The following is a 19,389-nucleotide window of genomic DNA, read 5'->3' as shown; positions in this document are numbered from 1 at the left end:
CTCTTTCCCATTCTCTGACTTATTAACGCTTACTTATTTTACTTCAGGCTCTAGCAGCACTTTGGTTACGAACAGGCGAACCGTTGGTGCAACAAGGGCTAAAACTAACAGTGCAGATGGCACCATTTGTGAAACTGCATTTAACCACGCATCAAAGAACACACCATTTGCAGGGAGTGTCTTAGCAACCATGATAGCTGGCATACTAAGAAGCATAGTAGGCAGAACCATAGAAACCATTAGTGGATATTGGAATTTACGTGGAAGTTTTTTCATGATTAACTCTCTATACTTAACCGAGTTTGGCTAACTGATGGGGTTATATTAGCCCTGAACTTCTCAATCAAAAATAGACAACATTGAACTTGAATCTTTCATATTTGAATGATTAACTCAGAGTACAACGCTCAAGAGTGATCAAATATGAAAGCAAAGGACATCTCTAACCTCTACCTGTTTTGCCAATCTGTCGAGTGCGGTGGTTTTGCAGCCGCGAGTCTTAAAACCCACGTTTCAGCACCAACACTATCAAGGGCAGTGGCAAGCCTTGAAGATAAGCTGGGTGAAAAACTGGTACACCGTAATGCAAAGCAGTTCCAACTCACCACAGCAGGTGACGAATACTACCAACGCTTTGCTGCTCTCTTTATGCAGCTAAATGATGAGTGGACGCAGCTTTCCAATAGCCAGCCAGTATTAACGGGCGAAATCCGAGTCTCTTGCCCAGAGCCATTTGCGGATAACTTTTTGCAAAAAATGGCGATTGAGTTTATGCAGAATCACCCAGAAGTCTCCGTCACGATTCAATTTAGTGCAGGCACAGAGCGTTTCTTTGATGAGCAGATAGATCTTGCGATTGTGACCATTCCACCTCATGCCAGTCACTTAATACAGCGCCAATTGTTTGAGTCACCATTAATGCTTGCAGCATCCCCAAACTATATCGAAAAGCATGGCCAGCCTGAGCGGGCAGAAGAGTTGATTGATCATCAGCTACTATCTGGGAATAACTTGCCATACTGGGAACTAAAAGAAGATGGCAAAGCGATCAGTATCCCCTATCAACCACGATATTCCGTTAGCAGTTTACGCTTGAATATTGATGCAACATTAGCAGGTGCGGGGATCTGTATGATGCCGAGAGCCGCCTTTGAAAAGCCTGCCGAAAGAAAAAAGTTAGTCGAGGTATTGCCAGACGTTGAATGCCCTACAGGTAAAGCATTCTTGGTGTGGGCAGACAGAAAACTGATAGCGACCAGAGTGGTAGCTTTTAGAGATATGATTTTTGAACGCTTTGGTCAATCGGCAGAGTTCTTAGCTTCGATAAACTCAGAACGAGATTAATCGTCACCAGAAAGAAAAAACGCCAGACTAGACGAACTAATCTGGCGCTTGTATTGTTAGTGATTACTTTTTACGAAAATATAGGAATGTATTCAACCACGCTAAACCAAGAATAATCAGTGTCATTACAGGCGGTTTAGACTGAAGTGGCAATACCTCCGCTGGCACACTTGGCAGCAGGTGAACATACACAGCCACAATCATAATTGCTGTCGTTAATAGCGTTGATAACTGCATCGCTTTATCTTTAATCGGCGCAGGTAGAACTTTATTACCAATCATCACTACAAGCAGCAGTAGACCTGCAAAAATCTCACCTAATTGCCCCGCCCAGCGAGACAAAGTTGGGAAAGGCAGTTCGCTCAGTGCAATTTGTTTTGCAAACATCGTCGTGAACGGGTCAAAGAATTTTACTGTTCCCGCCATCACCATAAAGGCACCAAGAAGACCCGTTAGTATCTTTTGAATTTTTGTGCCTACGCTGTCAGTTTTGTCATAACTACGAACCAAAAAAACACCCGTAACGAGTAGCATCGTGCCTATAAGAGATAACTCAAGAATTAGTTGTGATGTGCTCATTTCAAACCTTCATTATGTATTAGCAAGTTGATGGCACTATCCTACGAAACATTCTAAAGTTCAAAAATAGACAAGTTTGATTTTCATCCATGCAAAAATGAAAGATTGGATTATATAGATTTACTTCCTAGAGCGTTTTGGGGCAACAATGAGTTAGGTGGCTAAGCATTTTAACTAAAAAATGCTCAGGCTATATTGTAATGTTCAACCTTTATTGTCCGTAGAAAATAGTGTGAGCGGGAAGTTGACTATTTAGCGACGCATAAAGACATCGGTAACAAATAAAAAGCTAAGCACTTAGTGCTTAGCTTTTTTGTTTATCTACCTGAAAGGGAAGGGCTTAAAGCCTGTTGATTTTGTTAGGGGCTAAAAGCAAAAAGGCAGTGTTTAGGCCAACACCCTAAACACTGCAAAAGAAGGAATGGTCAGTTCCTTGTTGCTACAGGTCTTATTAAGACTCGGTTTCTACAGCTTGGTTTAGCGGTGGCTTTTTATTGCTAGTGTTTGCTTTTATCAGCAATACGCCAACGCCGAGGATAATCGCACCACAAAGGATAAACACAAAGCGGTCACCAAGGCTGTTTGGTAATACTACTAACAACATTACAAAGGCACCGGCTGCTGCAATAAGTTTACCTAGCATGCTGCGTTGTTTGTTATCTAACACTTCTTGCTCAGCTGATTCGTTAACAAGTGGCGTGTGTAAGTTGTTAAAGAACTTATCTACGTCTTTTGAACGCTCTTCACTTAAGCCTTTGTAGAACAGTTGAGACATTACAAAGAAGCCGCCAGTTAAAGTAATGTGACCGATTAGGGCAATTGCTACTTTAAGATCTTTCCACTCACGGTTAGTAAGCTCTTGTTCTAAGCCGAAGAAGTCTTGAATATGTTGTGGGCCAATAACAAAACCAACAATATAAGAAACACAAGCACCTACTAATAGGGTTCCCCAGCCAGCCCAGTCAGGCGTTTTTTTGATAAAGAAGCCTAAGAAAGCAGGGATAGTCATTGGGAAGCCAAGCATGGCACCGGCAAACATCATGGCGTCAAATAAACTTAAGCCTTTTAAGGAGTTAATGAACAAGGCAAAGAGAATAATCAGAATACCAAATACCGTAGAAGTGATTTTAGATACTGCTACTAGTTCTTTTTCTGAAGCTTCTGGGCGTAATACTGGTTCATAGAAGTTTTTAACAAAGATACCAGAGTTACGGTTTAGGCCAGAGTCCATAGAGCTCATGGTGGCGGCAAACATTGCTGCAATTAGCAGACCTACCATACCGGCTGGCATGTATAGCTCAACAAAGGCTAAGTAGGCTGCATCGGCGGCTTTACTGCCCATTTCTGGGTGCATAGCTGCTAAGTCAACGCCTTGGCCTGCTAAGAACCATGGTGGGATAAACCAAATTACTGGACCTAAGGTCATTAAACAACACGCTAGCAATGCGGCTTTTTTAGCATTTTTTGAATCTTTAGCGGCAAGGTAGCGGTAAGAGTTAAGCATGTTATTGGTAATGCTGAACTGCTTAACAAAGATGAAGAATGCCCAAATCGTTAGGATGCTTACGTAGTTAAGATTGTCACCGATGACGAAGTCACGCGGGAACTCATCTAAAATGTTGCCTACGCCGCCGGAGTGGATTATGGCAACAATACAACAGGTTACGGTTACGGCCATAATCACGACCATCTGCATAAAGTCAGATGCGATTACCGCCCAAGAGCCACCTGTTACAGACATAATGAGTACCACTAAACCCGTAAGAACAATGGTCCAGGTCATGTCGAAACCAAAAATACCTGAAGCGATAATAGCCAAACCATTTAGCCAAATACCCGCAGATACCACACTGTTTGGCATACCAGACCAAGTAAATACTTGTTCGTTATATTTACCAAAACGCATGCGGATTGCTTGAATTACCGTTACAACACGAAGTTGACGGAATTTAGGCGCGAAGTAGGCGTAGTTCATAAAGTAACCAAAGGCATTGGCTACGAAGATAATGGCAACGGCTAAGCCATCGGTATAGGCTTTACCAGCTGCACCGGTGAAGGTCCAAGCGCTAAACTGGGTCATAAAGGCGGTTGCACCTACCATCCACCAGAGCATTTTACCGCCCCCACGAAAGTAGTCGCTGGTGTTATTGGTAAATGTTCTAAACATCCAGCCAATGGCGATCAAAAAGCAAAAGTAAATGAGTACAATCAGGACGTTTAAATCCATTTCTGTTATTCCTCTTCCATAGTAGATGGGTTTACCTTAACAAGCACTATGGCATTATTGTATGACATATAGAGCTAACTGCGATTCTGATCTCACTTTTATGTTTAATCCAGTTAAAAACGTTATCTGGATCCCATCAAAATGGTCTCAATTGATAGATGCAATTTTTAGTGTAGCGGCATTTGGTAAACACAATGTAACAAAATGCTATTTTTGAGGCTGCCTATCGGCTCACAATTTGTAATACATTAACTGTGTGAATTTTGACCTGGTGTCGGTGATTGGCGACAGTTTTTTATTGTTTTTTACTTAGGGTGTATTGAAAAAAGTACAGCAATATCAAAACACTATCGTGATTCGTGTAGTGTAATTTTTTAAATCTGTTAACGTAGGCACACATTAGTCGTGCAGCATCGAATATGCTGCACTAAATTAATATGAATGGATGATTTCATAGGATAGTAAAAAGGACACCTATGGCTAACGAATTTGCAATGATTGAAGGCGCTTCGCGTAGTTTACACTTACAAGTAGCAAGGGAGATTGCCAGAAGTATTTTGTCTGGTGCGCTGCCTCAAGACAGTATTATTCCATCAGAGATGGAATTGTGTGAACAATTTGGCGTTAGTAGAACTGCTCTGCGTGAAGCAATTAAGCACCTTAGCTCAAAAGGCTTGCTTGAATCTCGCCCAAAAATTGGCACTCGAGTTAAAAGTCGCGAACACTGGAATATGTTAGATTCTCAACTACTAAGCTGGATGTCTGGTGTGGGTGAAACAAGCGATACCTTGACCGAGTTTCTAGCCTTACGCCGCGCTATAGAACCAGAAGCAGCCGCTTTAGCCGCTATTAATGCCAGTGCAGAACAACGCATGAAATTGTCTGAGTATTACCAGCGTATGGTTGAGATCGCCAAGAGTGAAGACCAAAGCGATTGGGTAGAAACTGATTTACAATTTCACCGCACGGTATATTTAGCCACGGGAAACAGTTTTTATATTCCTTTTGCTAATGTATTGCAGGTAATGTTCATTGGATTTTTCCAGCATTCTTCTAAAGAAGGTGGAACCTGTATGTCAGAACATACTGCTATTTACCAAGCAATTATGGCTGGCGATCCCGATAAAGCTCGTGATGCGAATGTGGCATTGCTTAATAACAGCAACCACCGTCTGCCAGAAGTAAAAGTGTAAAAAACCTCGCAAGGCGAGGTTTTTTTATGGTCGTCATCCATTTCATGTATTACAAAAGAAATGTTTTTTAGTTTAGATTAGAGTCGAATGTCTAATCAGCCGCTTGTTTGTTCTTTAATCCACCTCGTCTATTTCCCCCCTTTTTTATGATTTGTTATTCGCAGCTTTTACTGGCTATTTATCTGCTATTTGCTTGCTTAATTTGTAACCTAATGTAAGCCACTGAATCAATTGTGTATTTTCATGGGTTAGTTAATTCTATTCACCTAGCTTCGAGGCTTTTGTAGTATTTTATCTGTGTCTCGATCTAAGTCTTTTTGCTTAGGTAACTTACCTAGCGTTCCAGTGTGTAACTCTGTTACCACGGCTAACTTAGGTAACTTGTCGTTATTCAAGGCGGCATAGCGCTGCACAAACGATAAGAGGTGAAGAGATGAATCAACTATTTAATTTAGACGGTAAAGTGGCGGTAATTACCGGCGGCACTTCTGGTATTGGTGCAGCAGCAGCCGAGCGTATGGCAAAAGCTGGCGCAACAGTGGTAATCGCTGGGCGAAAGAATGCTATTGAGTTTGCCGAGCACATTGGCGGTATTTTTGTAAAAACCGATGTGTCAGACGAAAACTCGGTTCGCAACCTTATGGCCGTAGCCAACGACCTATGCGGAAAAATCGACATTGTAGTCAACTGCGCTGGAGTTAATCGCGGTTACAACACGTTGCTTGAATCTGAAAAAGAAGATTTTGATTTCAATTTTAATGTGAACACCATGGGTGTGGTTTATGGCATTAAACACGCCACACAGTATATGACCCAAGGCGGTAGCATAGTGAATGTTGCCTCTGCCGCGGGTGTACAGGGTGTGCCTTACTTAGCGCCTTATGTAAGCTCTAAATGGGCGGTATTGGGGATTACTAAAACCGCTGCCTTAGAGTTAGGTGAGCAAAATATTCGAGTGAATGCCATTTGTCCAACATCTGTGGATACACCAATGGCACGAGCCGAAGGTGGTGAGCCTCAATTGCGTATGGAGCATAAAGCAGTGCCGCTTGGTCGCATTGCCGAGCCCGAAGAAGTGGCAGCTATTATTCACTTTCTAGCTGCGCCAGATTGTGCTTTTGTTAATGGACAAACGATTGGTGTAGATGGCGGCTTTACTGCGGGTATGAGTATTAATGCCTACAATAGCTTAGCTGCGGAGTAGTTATTTGGCCAAGCTGCGCTGCGCTGAGCTAAGACTCTGCCCAGTGATTCGAGCTATCAAGTTACATAAACCACTAAGTGTTCGGTGAGCAATAATTTCTGCCTTTTATTGTTTTGATTGCTTAGTTTGGCTACTTGCCACCGGTAATACAGCGTATTACCGGTTTTTTTGTTTACGCAGCGGTGTTGCTTGTGCCGCCGTTGTCGGTAAATGTGGCTTTAGCTGCCAGTATTCGAGTGACCGTTGTTACGCTGCACAATGCGGCAAAGATAAGTGCTAACATAGCGAAGTGCTGTGGGAACAAACAAAATAGTACAAAGGTGGCGATGGTTTCGGTGCCCTCGGTTAAGCCACCTAAATAATACAAAGACTTATGTGGGTAAACTGTATTATCAATGTTGCGTTTAGCGGCCATAATCGCAAAGGTTAGAAAACTTGAACCGGTGCCCATAAAGGTCCAAATAAGTACGTTTGCCGCTACCGCGTTTTGTTCAGGCGAGGCAAGGGCGAAACCTAATACAACGCCAGAGTAAAAAATAAAATCGCAAACTATATCTAGGTAGCCACCAAAATCACTACAACCTTGTCTTCGAGCTAGTGCGCCATCTAAACCATCAAAAGTTCGATTAAGTAAAATAAGTACTAAGGCGATAGTGTATTGCTGAAAAGCTAAAAAAGGGATGGCACTTAGGCCTATGAAAAACCCGATAAGAGTGACTTGGTTGGCACTTAAACCGGCGTTGTCGAGCTGTTTTGCGCTGTAATCTAAGGGCGCTTTTATAATTTTTATGGCGTAGCGGTCTAACATTGTTGTCCTATTTACTTACTGTTATGTATTTATCGCATTGCTTAACGAAAATCTCGTGAACGTACCGATAAATCGGCGAGTAACCACGAACAGTCTTCTAGCTTCCCTGCAATAATATGTATTACTTCATCGCAGCGCTCTAATCGTCCGTGAACCTTAAGAAGACGAGACGAAATAAGGGCTTGGCGCTGCGCTTTAGCTGTTGCTGACCAGACTATCACATTGCTGTTGCCGGTTTCATCTTCTAGGGTAAGGAAGGTGACATCGGCCGAAGAACCCGGTCGTTGCCGACCAACTACTAAACCTGCCACCTTTACTAACTGACCGTGTTTGCACTGATGCAATTGCGCCTGCGAGTAACAATTTTTTAGTGCCTGGTGTTCACGCAATAAGTGCAGAGGGTGACGGCGTAAACTTACTCGTGTAGCTAGGTAGTCTTGGCGAATGTCTTCAACCTCGCTAGGTGCACTTAAGTTGACCGCTGCTTCTTCTGGCATATCAAACAGAGGTAAGGGGGCTTCGGTGCCACTCATCTGCCAGCGAGTTTGGTGGCGATGCCCGGCTAAACAAGCAAAGGCGTCGGCAGTGGCCAGTGATTCTAAACTGGTTTTATCGAGCTGTTGGGTGAGTTCACTAAGCTGGCTAAAACCCTGCTTGGGGCGACCAGCTAGCAAGCGAGTAAATTTTTGTTTGTTTAAACCTTTTACTTGCTTTAAACCCAGCCTAATCGCGCCTTTAGGAGCTTGGCTGTAGTCAAGGCTATGTTCCCAATCGCTTTGGTTGATGTCGATGGGAAGAATGTTCACCCCGTGGCGCTGTATGTCTTGAATGAGTTGGCTGGGGCTGTAAAAACCCATTGGCTGGCTATTGAGCAGGGCGCAGCAAAATGCCGCTGGCTCATGACATTTAAGCCAAGAGGAAATGTACACTAACAAGGCAAAACTGGCCGAGTGAGACTCGGGAAAACCGTACTCGCCAAAGCCTTGAATTTGCGAGAATAAGCGCTCGGCAAATTCGCTAGGATAACCTCGTTGTTGCATGCCGTTAATTAGCTTGTCGCGAAAGTAGGCTAGTTTGCCGCGCTTCCAGGTGGCCATCGCGCGGCGCAGTTGATCGGCTTCTCCGCCGCTAAAACCCGCTGCTACCATGGCCAGCTTAATTACTTGTTCTTGAAAAATCGGTACCCCAAGGGTGCGCGCGAGTACGGCTTCTACTTCTGGGCTAGGGTAGTCTACTGGCTCTTCGCCATTACGCCGGCGTAAATATGGGTGCACCATATCGCCTTGAATTGGCCCCGGGCGTACAATCGCCACTTCTATCACTAAATCATAGTAGTTGCGCGGTTTTAGTCGCGGTAACATGCTCATTTGCGCGCGCGACTCAACCTGAAAAATGCCTACGCTGTCACCTTGGCATAACATGTCATAAGTGGCGCTATCATCCTGTGGAATATCGCTAAGGCTTATAGTGCGTTGTTCTCGCTGGCTTAAGCTGCTTAAGCAGCGGCGAATGGCACTTAACATGCCTAAGGCTAGTACATCCACTTTCATTAAATGCAGTGCTTCTAAATCATCTTTATCCCACTGAATGATGGTGCGATCGGCCATGGCGGCATTTTCTATCGGTACTAAATCACAGAGTTTGTCTTGAGCAATCACAAAACCACCTACATGTTGCGATAAGTGGCGGGGAAAGCCTCGTAGCTGCTCAACTAATTGGGCAAAGCTATGGGCTTTGGCTTCTGGCAATAAGCCAGCTTGAACAATTTTGTGGCTGGTTGAACTGCTGCCATCGCGCCAATCAATATTATGATTAAGACCATGCAGAATATGCGCGGGAATGGCTAAGGCTTTACCTATTTCGTTAATGGCACTTCGGGTGCGATAGGTAACAATGCTAGCGGCTAAGGCTGCTCGATCTCGGCCATATTTTTGATAGATATATTGAATCACTTCTTCGCGACGCTGGTGTTCAAAGTCAACATCAATATCCGGCGGCTCATTGCGTTCTTTAGAGATGAAACGCTCAAACAACAAGCCCACTTGAGTGGGGTTTACCTCGGTAATATTTAAGCAATAACACACCACTGAATTGGCCGCCGAGCCGCGGCCTTGGCAGAGGATTTTTTGCTGGCGGGCGTAAGCCACAATATCGTAAATAGTAAGAAAATAGTGTTCGTAGTTAAGTTCGCTAATCAGCCTTAATTCGTGCTCTATTTGCTGGCGTAAGGTGGGCGTGAATTGTTCACCAAAGCGCTGCTGTATGCCAGCTTCAACCAATTCTCGTAAGTATTGCTGGCCTGTGTAACCAGGCGGTACATTGTCTTTGGGATATTGATAGCGGATCTCGTTAAGGCTAAAACTGCATTGGGCAGCAAGCTCACAGCTAAGGGCGATCTCCTGACTAAAATAACGCTGTTGCAAATGTGGCCACTGTAATAGGCGACGTTCGGCATTACTGCTTAATAAAAAACCCGCTTGCTGCACAGTGCTGTGTTGGCGAATGGCATCAAGAATGTCGGCTAAGCGCTTTCTATTAGCCAAGTGCATGCGTGGATTAATCGCGGCCACGCAGGCTATATCTTGTTGTTTAGCCAGTTGCCGGTAGGCATTTAATATCTTAGCTGGCTGGGACAAATCGTTGTGCAGTAGTAGATACAAAGGTTGGGGGAGTTGTTGCTGTAGCTGCTTAAGCTGTTTGGTAGTTAAGGTAGGGCTTGCTTTAACCAAGACTAAACATTGATCAAGCTGCTGATCGAACTGCTCTAGCTTTACTTTATAGCTGCCTTTTTTACTGTATTTTCTGGCTTGAGTAATAAAGCGACACAGCTGCTGATAGCCTTTGAGGTTTTTAGCTAACAGTACTATTTGGCATTGTTCTTCGGTGGTAAATTGGCTACCCACAATAAGCTTAATGGCTAATGGTTCGGCGGCTTGATGAGCTCGAACAACTCCACTTAATGAGCATTCATCAGCAATGGCAATGGCTTGATAGCCGTAACGCTGCGCTTGCTCTACCAATTCTTCAGGATGAGAAGCACCGTATAGAAAGCTAAAATTGCTTTGAGCATTAAGTTCAGCAAAGGGAGTGTTATTCATTAGGCAAACCAGCCGTGTAAGTACCACTGACGATTCTCTTGGCATACCCATGCCAAACCCTGATCAGGGCTTTGTGCCATGTAGTAATCACGATTAACGCTTTGTTCATCCCACCAACCGCTGGCAATGCGCTCTGGCTCAGAGAGTATGGTGTAATGCTGAATATTAATCGGCTTTAATTGTGGTAGTAGCCAACAAGGGCGAGCAAATTTTTTAGGGTAGCTAAGCGCTTCGTGTTGCGATAAAGGCTGGTATTGGCTGGCGTATTCGGGGCGAAAATCAGCTTGGCAGCTTAAGCGGCTAATAGCATGTTCGCCTAAACGTACGCTTAGTTGATCAAATAATAAATTGTCGCAAGCCGATTGCTGTGGCTCGAAGAGACCGGAGACTTCATGGCCAAGCGGATACAGGGCCTGACACTCTAAATTAAATTCAATCACCGCTGCGCTCAAACGAATCGATTCTAGCTTTAAACGAAATAAAGCCAACCAATCGTGACTGGTTTGTAATAAGCGGGCACTTTTTACGGTGATGATCTCACTGGGTTTATGGCGAAAATTTAGTGTAAGCACCAAGATATTGCTGCAAAACTGACGTTGCCTAAGCCATTGCTGTAGATGCTGACAAGCCTGTTTTAGTGAAAACATTAAGCCCTGAATAGTGTGTGTCTCGGCTAATAGCGGAAAACTTTGTTGATAGCGTGCTTGGGGCTTAATAAAAGTGAGTGGAGTACTTTGTTGCCCATTAGCCTGATCAAGTAAATTTAAACTGTCTTCTCCCAAGCGCTTGCGCAGCTCTGGCCGCGGCAGGCTACTAAGCTGCTTAAGGGTGTATAAACCCATAGCTTGCAGGCTAGTTACTAAAGAGGAAGGTAGATCGCTAGCGCTAAGTGGTAAGTCGGCGAGATGCTTAAGGCCAGAGTTTACTTGTTTAATATCTTGAGAGCGGGCTAACCAGCGCGCGGCCATAGCACTGGGGGCGTGAGCAATACGAAAGCTCAGCTGCTGGTGTTGGTAGTGTGTTACTAGCTTGGTGACATGTTGTTCTGGCTTAGGGTAAATATTACGCATACCGACACCGCTAATATACAGCCCGTTATCTGGATGTACTGCAACTTGCGCCGAGTAGTGCAAAGCTTGCTGGGCTAAGGCGTCAAAGTAGGCATCACAAGATAAATCACTTTGTTGATATAAACAGAGCTGTGGTGCTAATTGGTAAGCGGTATTAAGCGAGCAACCTAAATAAACCCCTAAGTGATGTGCTACTTGGTTAAGTTGAATGATTTGCTTGTTGTGATGGATCGCTAAAGCTTGTTGGCTTGGGTGATCGCGTTGCAATAAATCCAACGCGAGCTGAGGGAAATCAAGGTAAATCCAATACATGTTGTACTTGTGTAAAAAGCATCGGCGTTAATTAAGCCGTGGAATGTGTTGCTCATACAGTGGAGCTCCACCACGGCGCTTTAGCAGATGGTAGTTAATTTGGTCTGGTGACTTACTAGGGTGTAAGGCCATTCGTACACTGGCGCTAGAGCTTTGTTGTTGTTGCTGTAGCGGTCTAAACAGGTAACTTAAGCAATCGCCTTGTTCAGCGGCTAATTGCAAGCGGCGACTCGCTTTTAAATCTAAGCCATTTAACCAGCCTAATACTGCGCTACAAGAACCACTTTTAAGCGCTTGCTCAATGGTCCACAGTGCATCACTACATTGCTCAGGCCTAATCACGATTACCTTACTAATGTCTACGCCATGCTGCTGTAATGCTGGAGCATTGGGCATAAAAGGCGGAGCCACCCAAATAATCCAACGCGATTGTTGGCTAAGCTTAGCCAGGGCGGGCAACAACAATTGCAGCTCTCCAATACCATGCTGTTCGTAAAGCACTTCGGTGATCCCACCTTGTGGCCAACCATGGTTAGGTAGTTGCTGGTCGAGTTGCTCAAAGCCACTTGCATGAACGTCAAGATGACTGTGTTGCCATTGGCTGCCTTGCCATACCTTGTTGCTTTGTAGCAGTTGTTCAATTTGTTGTGCCATTGTTCGCTCCATGCTTTAAGTCAATGTCGATGTTTAACTGTGTATTTATACAGTGTATGCATATACAGTATTACCTGTTCAATAATTTTGCAAATGTTTTTTTGCTTTATATGTATGACAATTAGCTTGAAGCGCTAGTAATTTTTCGTAAATACTTGCAAAATAACATTGAAGACTGAAAAGGTTTTCATAGGAAGCGTGCTAATGAATAGGGATTAAAATGATAACTCTTGGTGAATACATAATAGAAAAACAACACCAGTTTCCCGACGCCACAGGGGAGCTTACTCAGCTATTAGGGGCTATTCGTTTAGCCGCTAAAGTGGTTAACCGTGAGATCAACAAAGCAGGGCTAGTTGATATTATCGGTGCTACTGGCGTAGAAAATGTGCAAGGAGAAGTGCAACAAAAGCTAGATTTATATGCGAACGAAAAGTTTAAAGCCGCGCTTGAAGCGCGCGGTGAGGTGTGTGGTGTAGCCTCGGAAGAAGAAGATGAGTTTGTGAGTTTTGACAGTGCTCGCTCCATCGACAGTAAATATGTGGTGTTAATGGACCCTTTAGATGGTTCATCAAACATTGATGTGAATGTGTCGGTGGGAACCATTTTCTCCATTTACAAACGTATTAGTCCTTGTGGTACCCCTGCGGTATTAGAAGACTTTTTGCAGCCTGGTTATCGCCAAGTGGCAGCAGGATACGTGGTATATGGATCGTCAACCATGTTGGTGTATACCACGGGGCATGGCGTACATGGTTTTACCTGTGATCCATCTTTGGGGGTGTTTTATCTCTCGCACGAGAATATGACGATTCCTGATGACGGGGTAATTTATTCGATTAACGAAGGTAATTACCTTAAGTTTCCAACTGGGGTGAAAAAGTACTTAAAGTACTGCCAAGAAATTGAGCCGGAAACTAATCGACCTTACACCTCTCGTTATATTGGCTCGTTAGTATCAGATTTCCACCGGAATCTGCTTAAAGGCGGTATCTATATTTACCCTTCAACCGCCTCTGCACCTAAAGGTAAGTTACGTTTGCTGTATGAATGTAACCCTATGGCCTTTTTAATTGAACAGGCCGGTGGTAAAGCGAGTGACGGATTTACCCGTATTATGGATATTGAACCAGAAGAGCTGCATCAGCGGATCCCCTTCTTCTGTGGCAGTACCCATATGGTAGAAACCGTTGAAGGCATGATGCGCGAGTACTCCTCGAACGAGCGCAGCGACTAAGGCTTAGTCACTTTGTTTGCCCTGACGAGCCAGTCGTTAGGGCAAACAAATATGCGCTGTTCGGGTTGCTTAGCTTGCTGTGGTAAATACAACTGCAGGGGGCCTCTTGCTAAGTCTAATAACTTATCGGCCTTTTCTAGGGCGTGGCCTTTAGGGTTTATCCATTGTTGCTTGGTGAGCTCAAACCAGCCGTGAGTTTGCATATTTTGCCATTGTTGTAGCGTATACCAATGGCAATGCTGGGGAGTAGAATGGCTAGCACTACCTAGTTGAAACAAATACCCTGGCAGCAAAATCCGTTGTTTAAATGAATAGCCTAGGTAGTCTTTGGCTAAAGCTTGGATCTGTGGATGGCGACCTAAAGGGATTTGCTTAAGCAGCAGCTTACAGAGTTTGTTACTGAGCCGGTCTTGCTGATTTGGGCCTAGATAGTCATAGATACTGGGGCTGGCGCAGCGGGCTAAGTAAAACTTTATTGCTAGCTCCCAATGCTCTAACTGTTGCTGCTGATGGTTCACCAGTAAAAAGTCGATAGCACCTTGGGTACGACCATCTTGTTGTACCGCCACATTATCTGCCAGTAATTGCCAATCTGGATGAGCCTTAATTAAGGCTCGCCATAATTGCTCAAAATACAAACCCAGCCGCGAGTGCGCCTGTGACTCTGGAATTTGGCCAAGTTGAGAATGAAGCACTGTGTACCAAGACTCTTGCCAAGCCTGATTAATAGCAAAGGGTAGGGCATGGGGCAATAAGGCTGGAGCATTTAGGCACCAATTCAAATCATTCTGCCAAGCTTGCCTATTCACAAATGTTATCCTTTTGTTATTAATTTACACTTATTTAAAGGTTATGCTTTTTATTTCGACTATTTTACCGGTTTTTGTAGTTTTATTACCAAATGTTGGCTACTATTTGGTGGTCTAACCAGTTGAGGTGTTCGAAATGAGTAAGCAATTTTCTACCAGCATTATCATCGTTCGTCGTATCGCACTATTTTTAGTGGGTTTGGTTTCTTTCCCTTTTGTTGCCCTTGCTGGCCTAAGAGCGCCTTTCTATAGCGCGTTACACCGCCAGTGGATTAAGCGCAATGATCGTCCAAGTTGGATGCAGCAAGCTGACAAAATTAACCAGTTTGTTTTGTTCTAATCTATAAGGCTTGTTTAAAGCTGGGTCTGCTACTTACAATGTGCCAAACCATTGTGAGTTAATGTAATGAAAAATACCCGATTAGAAAACATATTAAACCAGCACTTAGAAAGCTTTAAGTTTAAAGACTACTGTCCCAATGGCTTACAAGTAGAAGGTCGCGCAGAGGTTAAGCGAGTTGTTACTGGTGTTACTGCTTGCCAAGCTTTAATTGACCAAGCCATTGAGCATAAAGCCGACGCTATCTTGGTTCATCACGGCTTTTTTTGGAAAAACGAAGCTGCAGTGGTTACCGGTATGAAGCGTCGTCGCCTGCAAGCCTTGTTAAACCACGATATTAACCTTTATGGCTACCACTTACCCTTAGATGTACACCCTGAGCTTGGCAATAATGCACAGCTTGCTAAGCGCCTTGGCATTACTTTAAAGCGCGGTCTGGAAGCGTGGGATCCGCGCAGCGTAGCAATGGTAGGTAAATTAGAAGAGCCTATTTCGGGTGAAGAGTTTGCTCTACGCATAGAGCAAGTATTGCAGCGCAAACCTTTGCACATTGCCAATGGGCACAATATTCAAAAAGTGGGTATTTGCACTGGTGGTGGTCAATCCTATCTTGGTTTAGCAGCTGAGCAGGGCTTAGATGCATTTATTAGTGGCGAAATCTCTGAGAACACCGTACACACTGCGCGTGAGATGGGCATTGATTACTTTGCCGCTGGCCACCACGCTACCGAACGTTACGGCGCGCAGGCACTAGGAGAGTGGTTGGCTGAAACCCACGACCTAGATGTTACCTTTATTGATGTAGATAATCCGGTATAAGCTTAAAAAAGGTATTGCGAATGATAATGGTTCGCAATATAATTGCTTTATTGTGATTGATGAGGTGAAGCAATGTTTGTATGTTTATGCCACGGCATTACTGATAAGCAAATTAAAGAAGCAGTGCAGCAAGGCTGTGAAAACTTAGCCGATGTACGTAAAAAAAATGGCGTTGCTTCTGAATGTGGAAAATGTGCCAGAATGGCAAAGACCATCATTGATAAAGAATTATCTATTACACCTAAGTACTACGAAGTAGCCTAAGCGCAGGCTACTTACTCCGCTTCATCTCGGTGAATCAATAAATCAAAGCCCTTATCCCGCCAATATTGAATAAGTTCTGGCTGAACACCTAGTATTGCCAACCCCACCTGTTGTTCCTGACAGCGTTGTTTTACCGCTTGCCAAAATCCACGATTGTCATTATTCACATTGAGTAAGATCCACATATCCAAAGAAATCACCAATACGTCAATTAAGTCCAATACAGTAGGATGGTTTTTAAGTTGGGCGACTAGATTAGGTTGCCAAGCTAGCTGCACGTTTTGTTGTTTAATACGTACTAAGCTAGTGAGGTTTTCCATGGGTAGTTCTGGACTAAACACCAACATCATTTCCGAGTAATGATCGGCTATTTGAGTAAGCGACAAACTCTGTTTGCTAAGCTCTTGCTTGAAGTGGTGCCAATACACTGCATTAACCGGGGCGTTAAATTGTTGGTCTTGTTCAATGCTTGTTGGCCAATCCCAATAACCTATTAGGCTATTGTCAGTAGTGGCATGAATCAGGTATTGGCTATGTTTAGTGGCATCACTCTGCTGATTAAGCTTGTGTCGGTATAAGCGAAAAAACTGACGGCTTAAGTAGGCAAGTTGCGGTTTGAATTGCTCGATAGAGACTGAAGTATATAGGTTTAACCCATAATGCTTTGCCAGCAAAATAATGCTGTTTTTTAGCTTGGATTGTTCTTGAAAAACCAGAATTAAGCCTGGTCGATGCAAAATAGCAGCAAGGCGTTCTAGGGCATCAATTATATGTGGGTCATCGTCGAAGACCACTAGCATTACTAAGTTTGCTTGCTGGAGGTGCTGGGTCACATTTTGCTGCTGTGGTTGCCAGTGCTCACAAAAGCTAAAGCCAAATTTATGCATCTGTAGTTGCAGTTGCTCGCCTGGCCGGGGGTTATATAAGTAGACGTATTTGCTGCCAGCCCACTGTTGGTATTGCCGGTTGATGGTGTCGCCCCAATGAGCGAACTGTTCGTCTAATTCCTGCTGGCCATAGCAGTAGATGAAGTCGGGTAAATCAAATGCCATGTTGGGCATTTCACCTACCAAAAATACCGAAATTTGAGACTGTTCTTCTAGCAAATCGGCTAACAGCGCTAACTCTTGGCTATTGAGTTTGGCGCAGTTTAAAACAATCGCATCAAATTCATTAGATTGCTGAAGCTGTAATTGCAGCTCATCGACTTGCTGAGTCACAATATGCTCTATGGGATGGCTGCTGTGGCTAGGCGCTTGCTGAAACCACAGAACACGTAGCAATTTAGAGGAAGTCGGGGCCGCACTGGGCGCTAATAATAGCGCCAGTTCTTCGTCATTTAGCGAAAACGACCCCGCTGTCATTATTAGTAAATTACCTTAACCTTGGAAGCAACTTGCTTGGCATTGCTAACGGCTTGATCAATGGATTCGCTGCGATTTAAGGCTACCCCTAAACGGCGCTGCCCATTAATGTCAGGTTTAGAGAATAAACGCAGTTGGCTATCGTTAGCATCTAGTGCTTCGGCTAAGCCGCTAAAGCGAATGTCTTTTGACTGTCCGTCGCCCATGATCACAGCAGAGGCACTCGCACCAAATTGATGGATCTGTTTGATGGGTAAACCTAGAATAGCTTTAGCATGTAAGGCAAACTCCGAGTGATCTTGAGAAATCAAAGTTACCATACCGGTATCGTGAGGGCGTGGAGAGACTTCACTAAAGTAAACCTCATCGCCTTTAATAAACAGCTCTACACCAAATAGACCGTAACCACCTAACTCACTAACGATTTTCTTAGCGATATCTTGTGACTTAGCTAAGGCAAGCTGTGACATGGCTTGTGGTTGCCAAGATTCACGATAATCACCATCTTCTTGTCTATGACCAATCGGCGCACAAAAGTGAATGCCATCGATGGCGCTAACGGTAAGCAAAGTGATTTCGTAATCAAAATCAACAAAACCTTCAACAATAATGCGCCCAGCGCCGGTACGCCCGCCTTCTTGTGAGTAGTCCCATGCAGCGGTCACTTGATCGCTATTGCGCAGTGTTGATTGCCCTTTGCCCGAAGAACTCATTACCGGTTTAAGTACACAAGGCAAACCTACATTGGCAACGGCTTGTTGGCACTCTTCGAAACTATCGGCAAATTGATAAGCAGAGGTTGGCAGGCCTAGCGTCTCGGCAGCTAAGCGGCGAATACCTTCACGGTTCATGGTGAGTTGAGTGGCGCGAGCGGTAGGTGTTACCGCAAAGCCTTGCTGTTCCAGCTCAACTAAGGTGTCGGTGGCAATGGCTTCAATTTCAGGAACAATATGCTGGGGTTTTTCTTTAAGAATTAAGGCCTTTAGTGCCTCGCCATCTAGCATATCTATAACATAACTGCGATGCGCTACATGCATCGCTGGAGCGTTGGGGTAGCGGTCTACCGCAATAATTTCAACCCCAAAACGTTGTAATTCAATGGCAACTTCTTTGCCAAGTTCGCCTGCTCCGAGCAATAACACTTTAGTTCCAGAAACGCTTAGCGCAGTTCCTAACATTTAAATACTCCTACGTTGAAGGATAGTAATGATGGACCATTGGTTTTTGAGAATGTTCCGCGAAATTTTGTAATTCTTGCTTAAAGCTGAATCGATTGTCCTTATGTTCCCATAATTCGAAACGTTCAACATTGTTTAAGCTCAGATGATTTAGCGTTAATTGAGATAATAAAGTGAGAAGCGGCGAGAGAGAAGGATTAAAAGCCACGTTTTCTAGATAACAGCTCCAAGCGATTATTTTGTCGCCTTGGTAGGCAAACATTGCGCTTTGAACTTGGCTATAGGGGGCATAACTGGCTTTGGCAAAATCAGGCGCTTGGCTAGCGGCATCAAGTTTAAGTTTGGCTAATGGCGCTTTAACACCAAGGTCATTGGGGCCAAAAGATTGCGGCAGCAATTGGGGGAAGTCGTAGCTTTGTTGGTTAAAGCGCACTTTTAGCTGATTTGCGTTAGCTAACTCATTAATAAACTGGCGGCAATAACCACAAGGCGCTGCGTTGATGACCAAATCTGTTAGTTCGTCTGCTTGGTGGCTAAGCGCGTTGAATATGGCACTTTGCTCAGCATGTAAACTGCCGGTAAGCGGGCCATACTCTAATTCATAGTTAGCGCCTAAAAACAGCTGTTGTTGTTTATCAATGGCGATAGCACCCACATTAAAATCAGACTTTGGGGCAAAAGAAAAACTTGCGGCTAATGGCAGCATGCGCTCTGCAAGTTCAATGGTATTACAGTTTAAGCTGTTACACAGTGCTTTGGTTTGCTGGCTATTAAGCATATTGGGGATTTGCTTGCTGGCTAACACAGTTTGTAGGGCAGTAATTAGCGGTAGGTCTGCTTGGGTATTTTCTGACATTTCATCCTTCCCTTTATTTTGTCGAACCTAGCA

General features: G+C 44.2%; 18 protein-coding genes. 7 read left to right on the top strand and 11 right to left on the bottom strand.

The window, feature by feature from the left end; translation table 11 throughout:
• Positions 1 to 33 precede the first annotated feature (33 nt).
• Positions 34 to 276: a DUF2798 domain-containing protein gene (locus K5609_RS12015; RefSeq protein ID WP_171356905.1), complete on the bottom strand. Its 243-nt coding sequence runs from the start codon at positions 274 to 276 to the stop codon at positions 34 to 36.
• Positions 277 to 423: 147 nt separating this feature from the next.
• Between K5609_RS12015 and K5609_RS12010 the strand changes: the two genes are divergently transcribed.
• Positions 424 to 1,344, top strand: a complete 921-nt coding sequence (locus K5609_RS12010) for a LysR family transcriptional regulator (protein ID WP_221073860.1) — start codon at positions 424 to 426, stop codon at positions 1,342 to 1,344.
• Positions 1,345 to 1,407: 63 nt separating this feature from the next.
• Here K5609_RS12010 and K5609_RS12005 read toward each other — a convergent pair whose 3' ends face one another.
• Positions 1,408 to 1,923, bottom strand: coding sequence for a hypothetical protein (locus K5609_RS12005; RefSeq protein WP_171356903.1), 516 nt, complete (start codon positions 1,921 to 1,923; stop codon positions 1,408 to 1,410).
• A gap of 451 nt (positions 1,924 to 2,374) precedes the next feature.
• On the bottom strand, positions 2,375 to 4,150 hold the full coding sequence (locus K5609_RS12000) for a sodium:solute symporter family protein (protein ID WP_221073859.1): 1,776 nt from the start codon (positions 4,148 to 4,150) through the stop codon (positions 2,375 to 2,377).
• A 476-nt stretch (positions 4,151 to 4,626) separates the two neighbouring features.
• Here K5609_RS12000 and K5609_RS21845 point away from each other — a divergent pair, with 476 nt between their 5' ends.
• Both K5609_RS21845 and K5609_RS11990 read left to right on the top strand, forming a co-directional pair.
• A complete protein-coding gene (locus K5609_RS21845) occupies positions 4,627 to 5,343 on the top strand; it encodes a FadR/GntR family transcriptional regulator (protein WP_221073858.1) in 717 nt (238 codons plus the stop codon).
• A gap of 433 nt (positions 5,344 to 5,776) precedes the next feature.
• Positions 5,777 to 6,547: an SDR family NAD(P)-dependent oxidoreductase gene (locus K5609_RS11990; protein ID WP_221073857.1), complete on the top strand. Its 771-nt coding sequence runs from the start codon at positions 5,777 to 5,779 to the stop codon at positions 6,545 to 6,547.
• Positions 6,548 to 6,719: 172 nt separating this feature from the next.
• On the opposite strand, the gene K5609_RS11985 is transcribed toward K5609_RS11990, so the two are convergent.
• The 4 genes from K5609_RS11985 to imuA are packed head-to-tail and all read right to left on the bottom strand — an operon-like array spanning position 6,720 to position 12,489.
• A complete protein-coding gene (locus K5609_RS11985) occupies positions 6,720 to 7,355 on the bottom strand; it encodes a CDP-alcohol phosphatidyltransferase family protein (RefSeq protein ID WP_221073856.1) in 636 nt (211 codons plus the stop codon).
• 41 nt (positions 7,356 to 7,396) lie between these two features.
• The gene (locus K5609_RS11980) at positions 7,397 to 10,453 is read right to left on the bottom strand and encodes an error-prone DNA polymerase (protein ID WP_221073855.1); all 3,057 of its coding nucleotides are present in this window, start codon (positions 10,451 to 10,453) and stop codon (positions 7,397 to 7,399) included.
• Positions 10,453 to 11,835, bottom strand: a complete 1,383-nt coding sequence (locus K5609_RS11975) for a Y-family DNA polymerase (RefSeq protein ID WP_221073854.1) — start codon at positions 11,833 to 11,835, stop codon at positions 10,453 to 10,455. The genes K5609_RS11980 and K5609_RS11975 overlap by 1 nt, the downstream gene beginning before the upstream one ends.
• Before the next feature lie 27 nt (positions 11,836 to 11,862).
• On the bottom strand, positions 11,863 to 12,489 hold the full coding sequence (gene imuA, locus K5609_RS11970) for a translesion DNA synthesis-associated protein ImuA (protein WP_221073853.1): 627 nt from the start codon (positions 12,487 to 12,489) through the stop codon (positions 11,863 to 11,865).
• Positions 12,490 to 12,709: 220 nt separating this feature from the next.
• Here imuA and fbp point away from each other — a divergent pair, with 220 nt between their 5' ends.
• Positions 12,710 to 13,726 carry a class 1 fructose-bisphosphatase gene (gene fbp / locus K5609_RS11965; RefSeq protein WP_221073852.1) on the top strand — a complete coding sequence of 339 codons (1,017 nt, stop codon included), beginning with the start codon at positions 12,710 to 12,712 and terminating at the stop codon, positions 13,724 to 13,726.
• Here fbp and K5609_RS11960 read toward each other — a convergent pair.
• The gene (locus K5609_RS11960) at positions 13,723 to 14,535 is read right to left on the bottom strand and encodes a DUF1853 family protein (RefSeq protein ID WP_221073851.1); all 813 of its coding nucleotides are present in this window, start codon (positions 14,533 to 14,535) and stop codon (positions 13,723 to 13,725) included. The genes fbp and K5609_RS11960 overlap by 4 nt on opposite strands.
• Positions 14,536 to 14,671: 136 nt before the next feature.
• Between K5609_RS11960 and K5609_RS11955 the strand changes: the two genes are divergently transcribed.
• The 3 genes from K5609_RS11955 (at position 14,672) to K5609_RS11945 (ending at position 15,958) form a co-directional block, all read left to right on the top strand.
• Entirely contained in the window at positions 14,672 to 14,875 is a 204-nt protein-coding gene (locus K5609_RS11955; protein WP_016401896.1) for a DUF2517 family protein, read from the top strand.
• Positions 14,876 to 14,941: 66 nt separating this feature from the next.
• Positions 14,942 to 15,694, top strand: a complete 753-nt coding sequence (locus K5609_RS11950) for a Nif3-like dinuclear metal center hexameric protein (RefSeq protein WP_221073850.1) — start codon at positions 14,942 to 14,944, stop codon at positions 15,692 to 15,694.
• A 72-nt stretch (positions 15,695 to 15,766) separates the two neighbouring features.
• A complete protein-coding gene (locus K5609_RS11945) occupies positions 15,767 to 15,958 on the top strand; it encodes a bacterioferritin-associated ferredoxin (protein WP_016401894.1) in 192 nt (63 codons plus the stop codon).
• A gap of 11 nt (positions 15,959 to 15,969) precedes the next feature.
• On the opposite strand, the gene K5609_RS11940 is transcribed toward K5609_RS11945, so the two are convergent.
• From K5609_RS11940 to cdd, 3 genes are read right to left on the bottom strand one after another with little or no spacing between them, the layout of a single operon-like run.
• Positions 15,970 to 17,322: a hypothetical protein gene (locus tag K5609_RS11940; protein WP_221073849.1), complete on the bottom strand. Its 1,353-nt coding sequence runs from the start codon at positions 17,320 to 17,322 to the stop codon at positions 15,970 to 15,972.
• Positions 17,323 to 17,324: 2 nt separating this feature from the next.
• Entirely contained in the window at positions 17,325 to 18,500 is a 1,176-nt protein-coding gene (gene purT / locus K5609_RS11935) for a formate-dependent phosphoribosylglycinamide formyltransferase (RefSeq protein WP_221073848.1), read from the bottom strand.
• A gap of 10 nt (positions 18,501 to 18,510) precedes the next feature.
• A complete protein-coding gene (gene cdd / locus K5609_RS11930) occupies positions 18,511 to 19,356 on the bottom strand; it encodes a cytidine deaminase (RefSeq protein WP_221073847.1) in 846 nt (281 codons plus the stop codon).
• Positions 19,357 to 19,389 lie beyond the last annotated feature (33 nt).

Origin of the sequence: Agarivorans aestuarii (assembly GCF_019670125.1) — a bacterium.
In the GTDB taxonomy this organism is placed as follows: Bacteria; Pseudomonadota; Gammaproteobacteria; order Enterobacterales; family Celerinatantimonadaceae; genus Agarivorans; species Agarivorans aestuarii.
Note: the sequence above shows the minus strand (reverse complement) of the source record. Positions and strands in the feature narration are given on the sequence as shown.

Excerpts from the sequence above, each read along its gene's own strand:
- K5609_RS12015 (WP_171356905.1), bottom strand. The coding sequence starts at position 276 with ATGAAAAAACTTCCACGTAAATTCCAATATCCACTAATGGTTTCTATG.
- K5609_RS12010 (WP_221073860.1), top strand. The coding sequence starts at position 424 with ATGAAAGCAAAGGACATCTCTAACCTCTACCTGTTTTGCCAATCTGTC.
- K5609_RS12005 (WP_171356903.1), bottom strand. The coding sequence starts at position 1,923 with ATGAGCACATCACAACTAATTCTTGAGTTATCTCTTATAGGCACGATG.
- K5609_RS12000 (WP_221073859.1), bottom strand. The coding sequence starts at position 4,150 with ATGGATTTAAACGTCCTGATTGTACTCATTTACTTTTGCTTTTTGATC.
- K5609_RS21845 (WP_221073858.1), top strand. The coding sequence starts at position 4,627 with ATGGCTAACGAATTTGCAATGATTGAAGGCGCTTCGCGTAGTTTACAC.
- K5609_RS11990 (WP_221073857.1), top strand. The coding sequence starts at position 5,777 with ATGAATCAACTATTTAATTTAGACGGTAAAGTGGCGGTAATTACCGGC.
- K5609_RS11985 (WP_221073856.1), bottom strand. The coding sequence starts at position 7,355 with ATGTTAGACCGCTACGCCATAAAAATTATAAAAGCGCCCTTAGATTAC.
- K5609_RS11980 (WP_221073855.1), bottom strand. The coding sequence starts at position 10,453 with ATGAATAACACTCCCTTTGCTGAACTTAATGCTCAAAGCAATTTTAGC.
- K5609_RS11975 (WP_221073854.1), bottom strand. The coding sequence starts at position 11,835 with ATGTATTGGATTTACCTTGATTTCCCTCAGCTCGCGTTGGATTTATTG.
- imuA (WP_221073853.1), bottom strand. The coding sequence starts at position 12,489 with ATGGCACAACAAATTGAACAACTGCTACAAAGCAACAAGGTATGGCAA.
- fbp (WP_221073852.1), top strand. The coding sequence starts at position 12,710 with ATGATAACTCTTGGTGAATACATAATAGAAAAACAACACCAGTTTCCC.
- K5609_RS11955 (WP_016401896.1), top strand. The coding sequence starts at position 14,672 with ATGAGTAAGCAATTTTCTACCAGCATTATCATCGTTCGTCGTATCGCA.
- K5609_RS11950 (WP_221073850.1), top strand. The coding sequence starts at position 14,942 with ATGAAAAATACCCGATTAGAAAACATATTAAACCAGCACTTAGAAAGC.
- K5609_RS11945 (WP_016401894.1), top strand. The coding sequence starts at position 15,767 with ATGTTTGTATGTTTATGCCACGGCATTACTGATAAGCAAATTAAAGAA.
- K5609_RS11940 (WP_221073849.1), bottom strand. The coding sequence starts at position 17,322 with ATGACAGCGGGGTCGTTTTCGCTAAATGACGAAGAACTGGCGCTATTA.
- purT (WP_221073848.1), bottom strand. The coding sequence starts at position 18,500 with ATGTTAGGAACTGCGCTAAGCGTTTCTGGAACTAAAGTGTTATTGCTC.
- cdd (WP_221073847.1), bottom strand. The coding sequence starts at position 19,356 with ATGTCAGAAAATACCCAAGCAGACCTACCGCTAATTACTGCCCTACAA.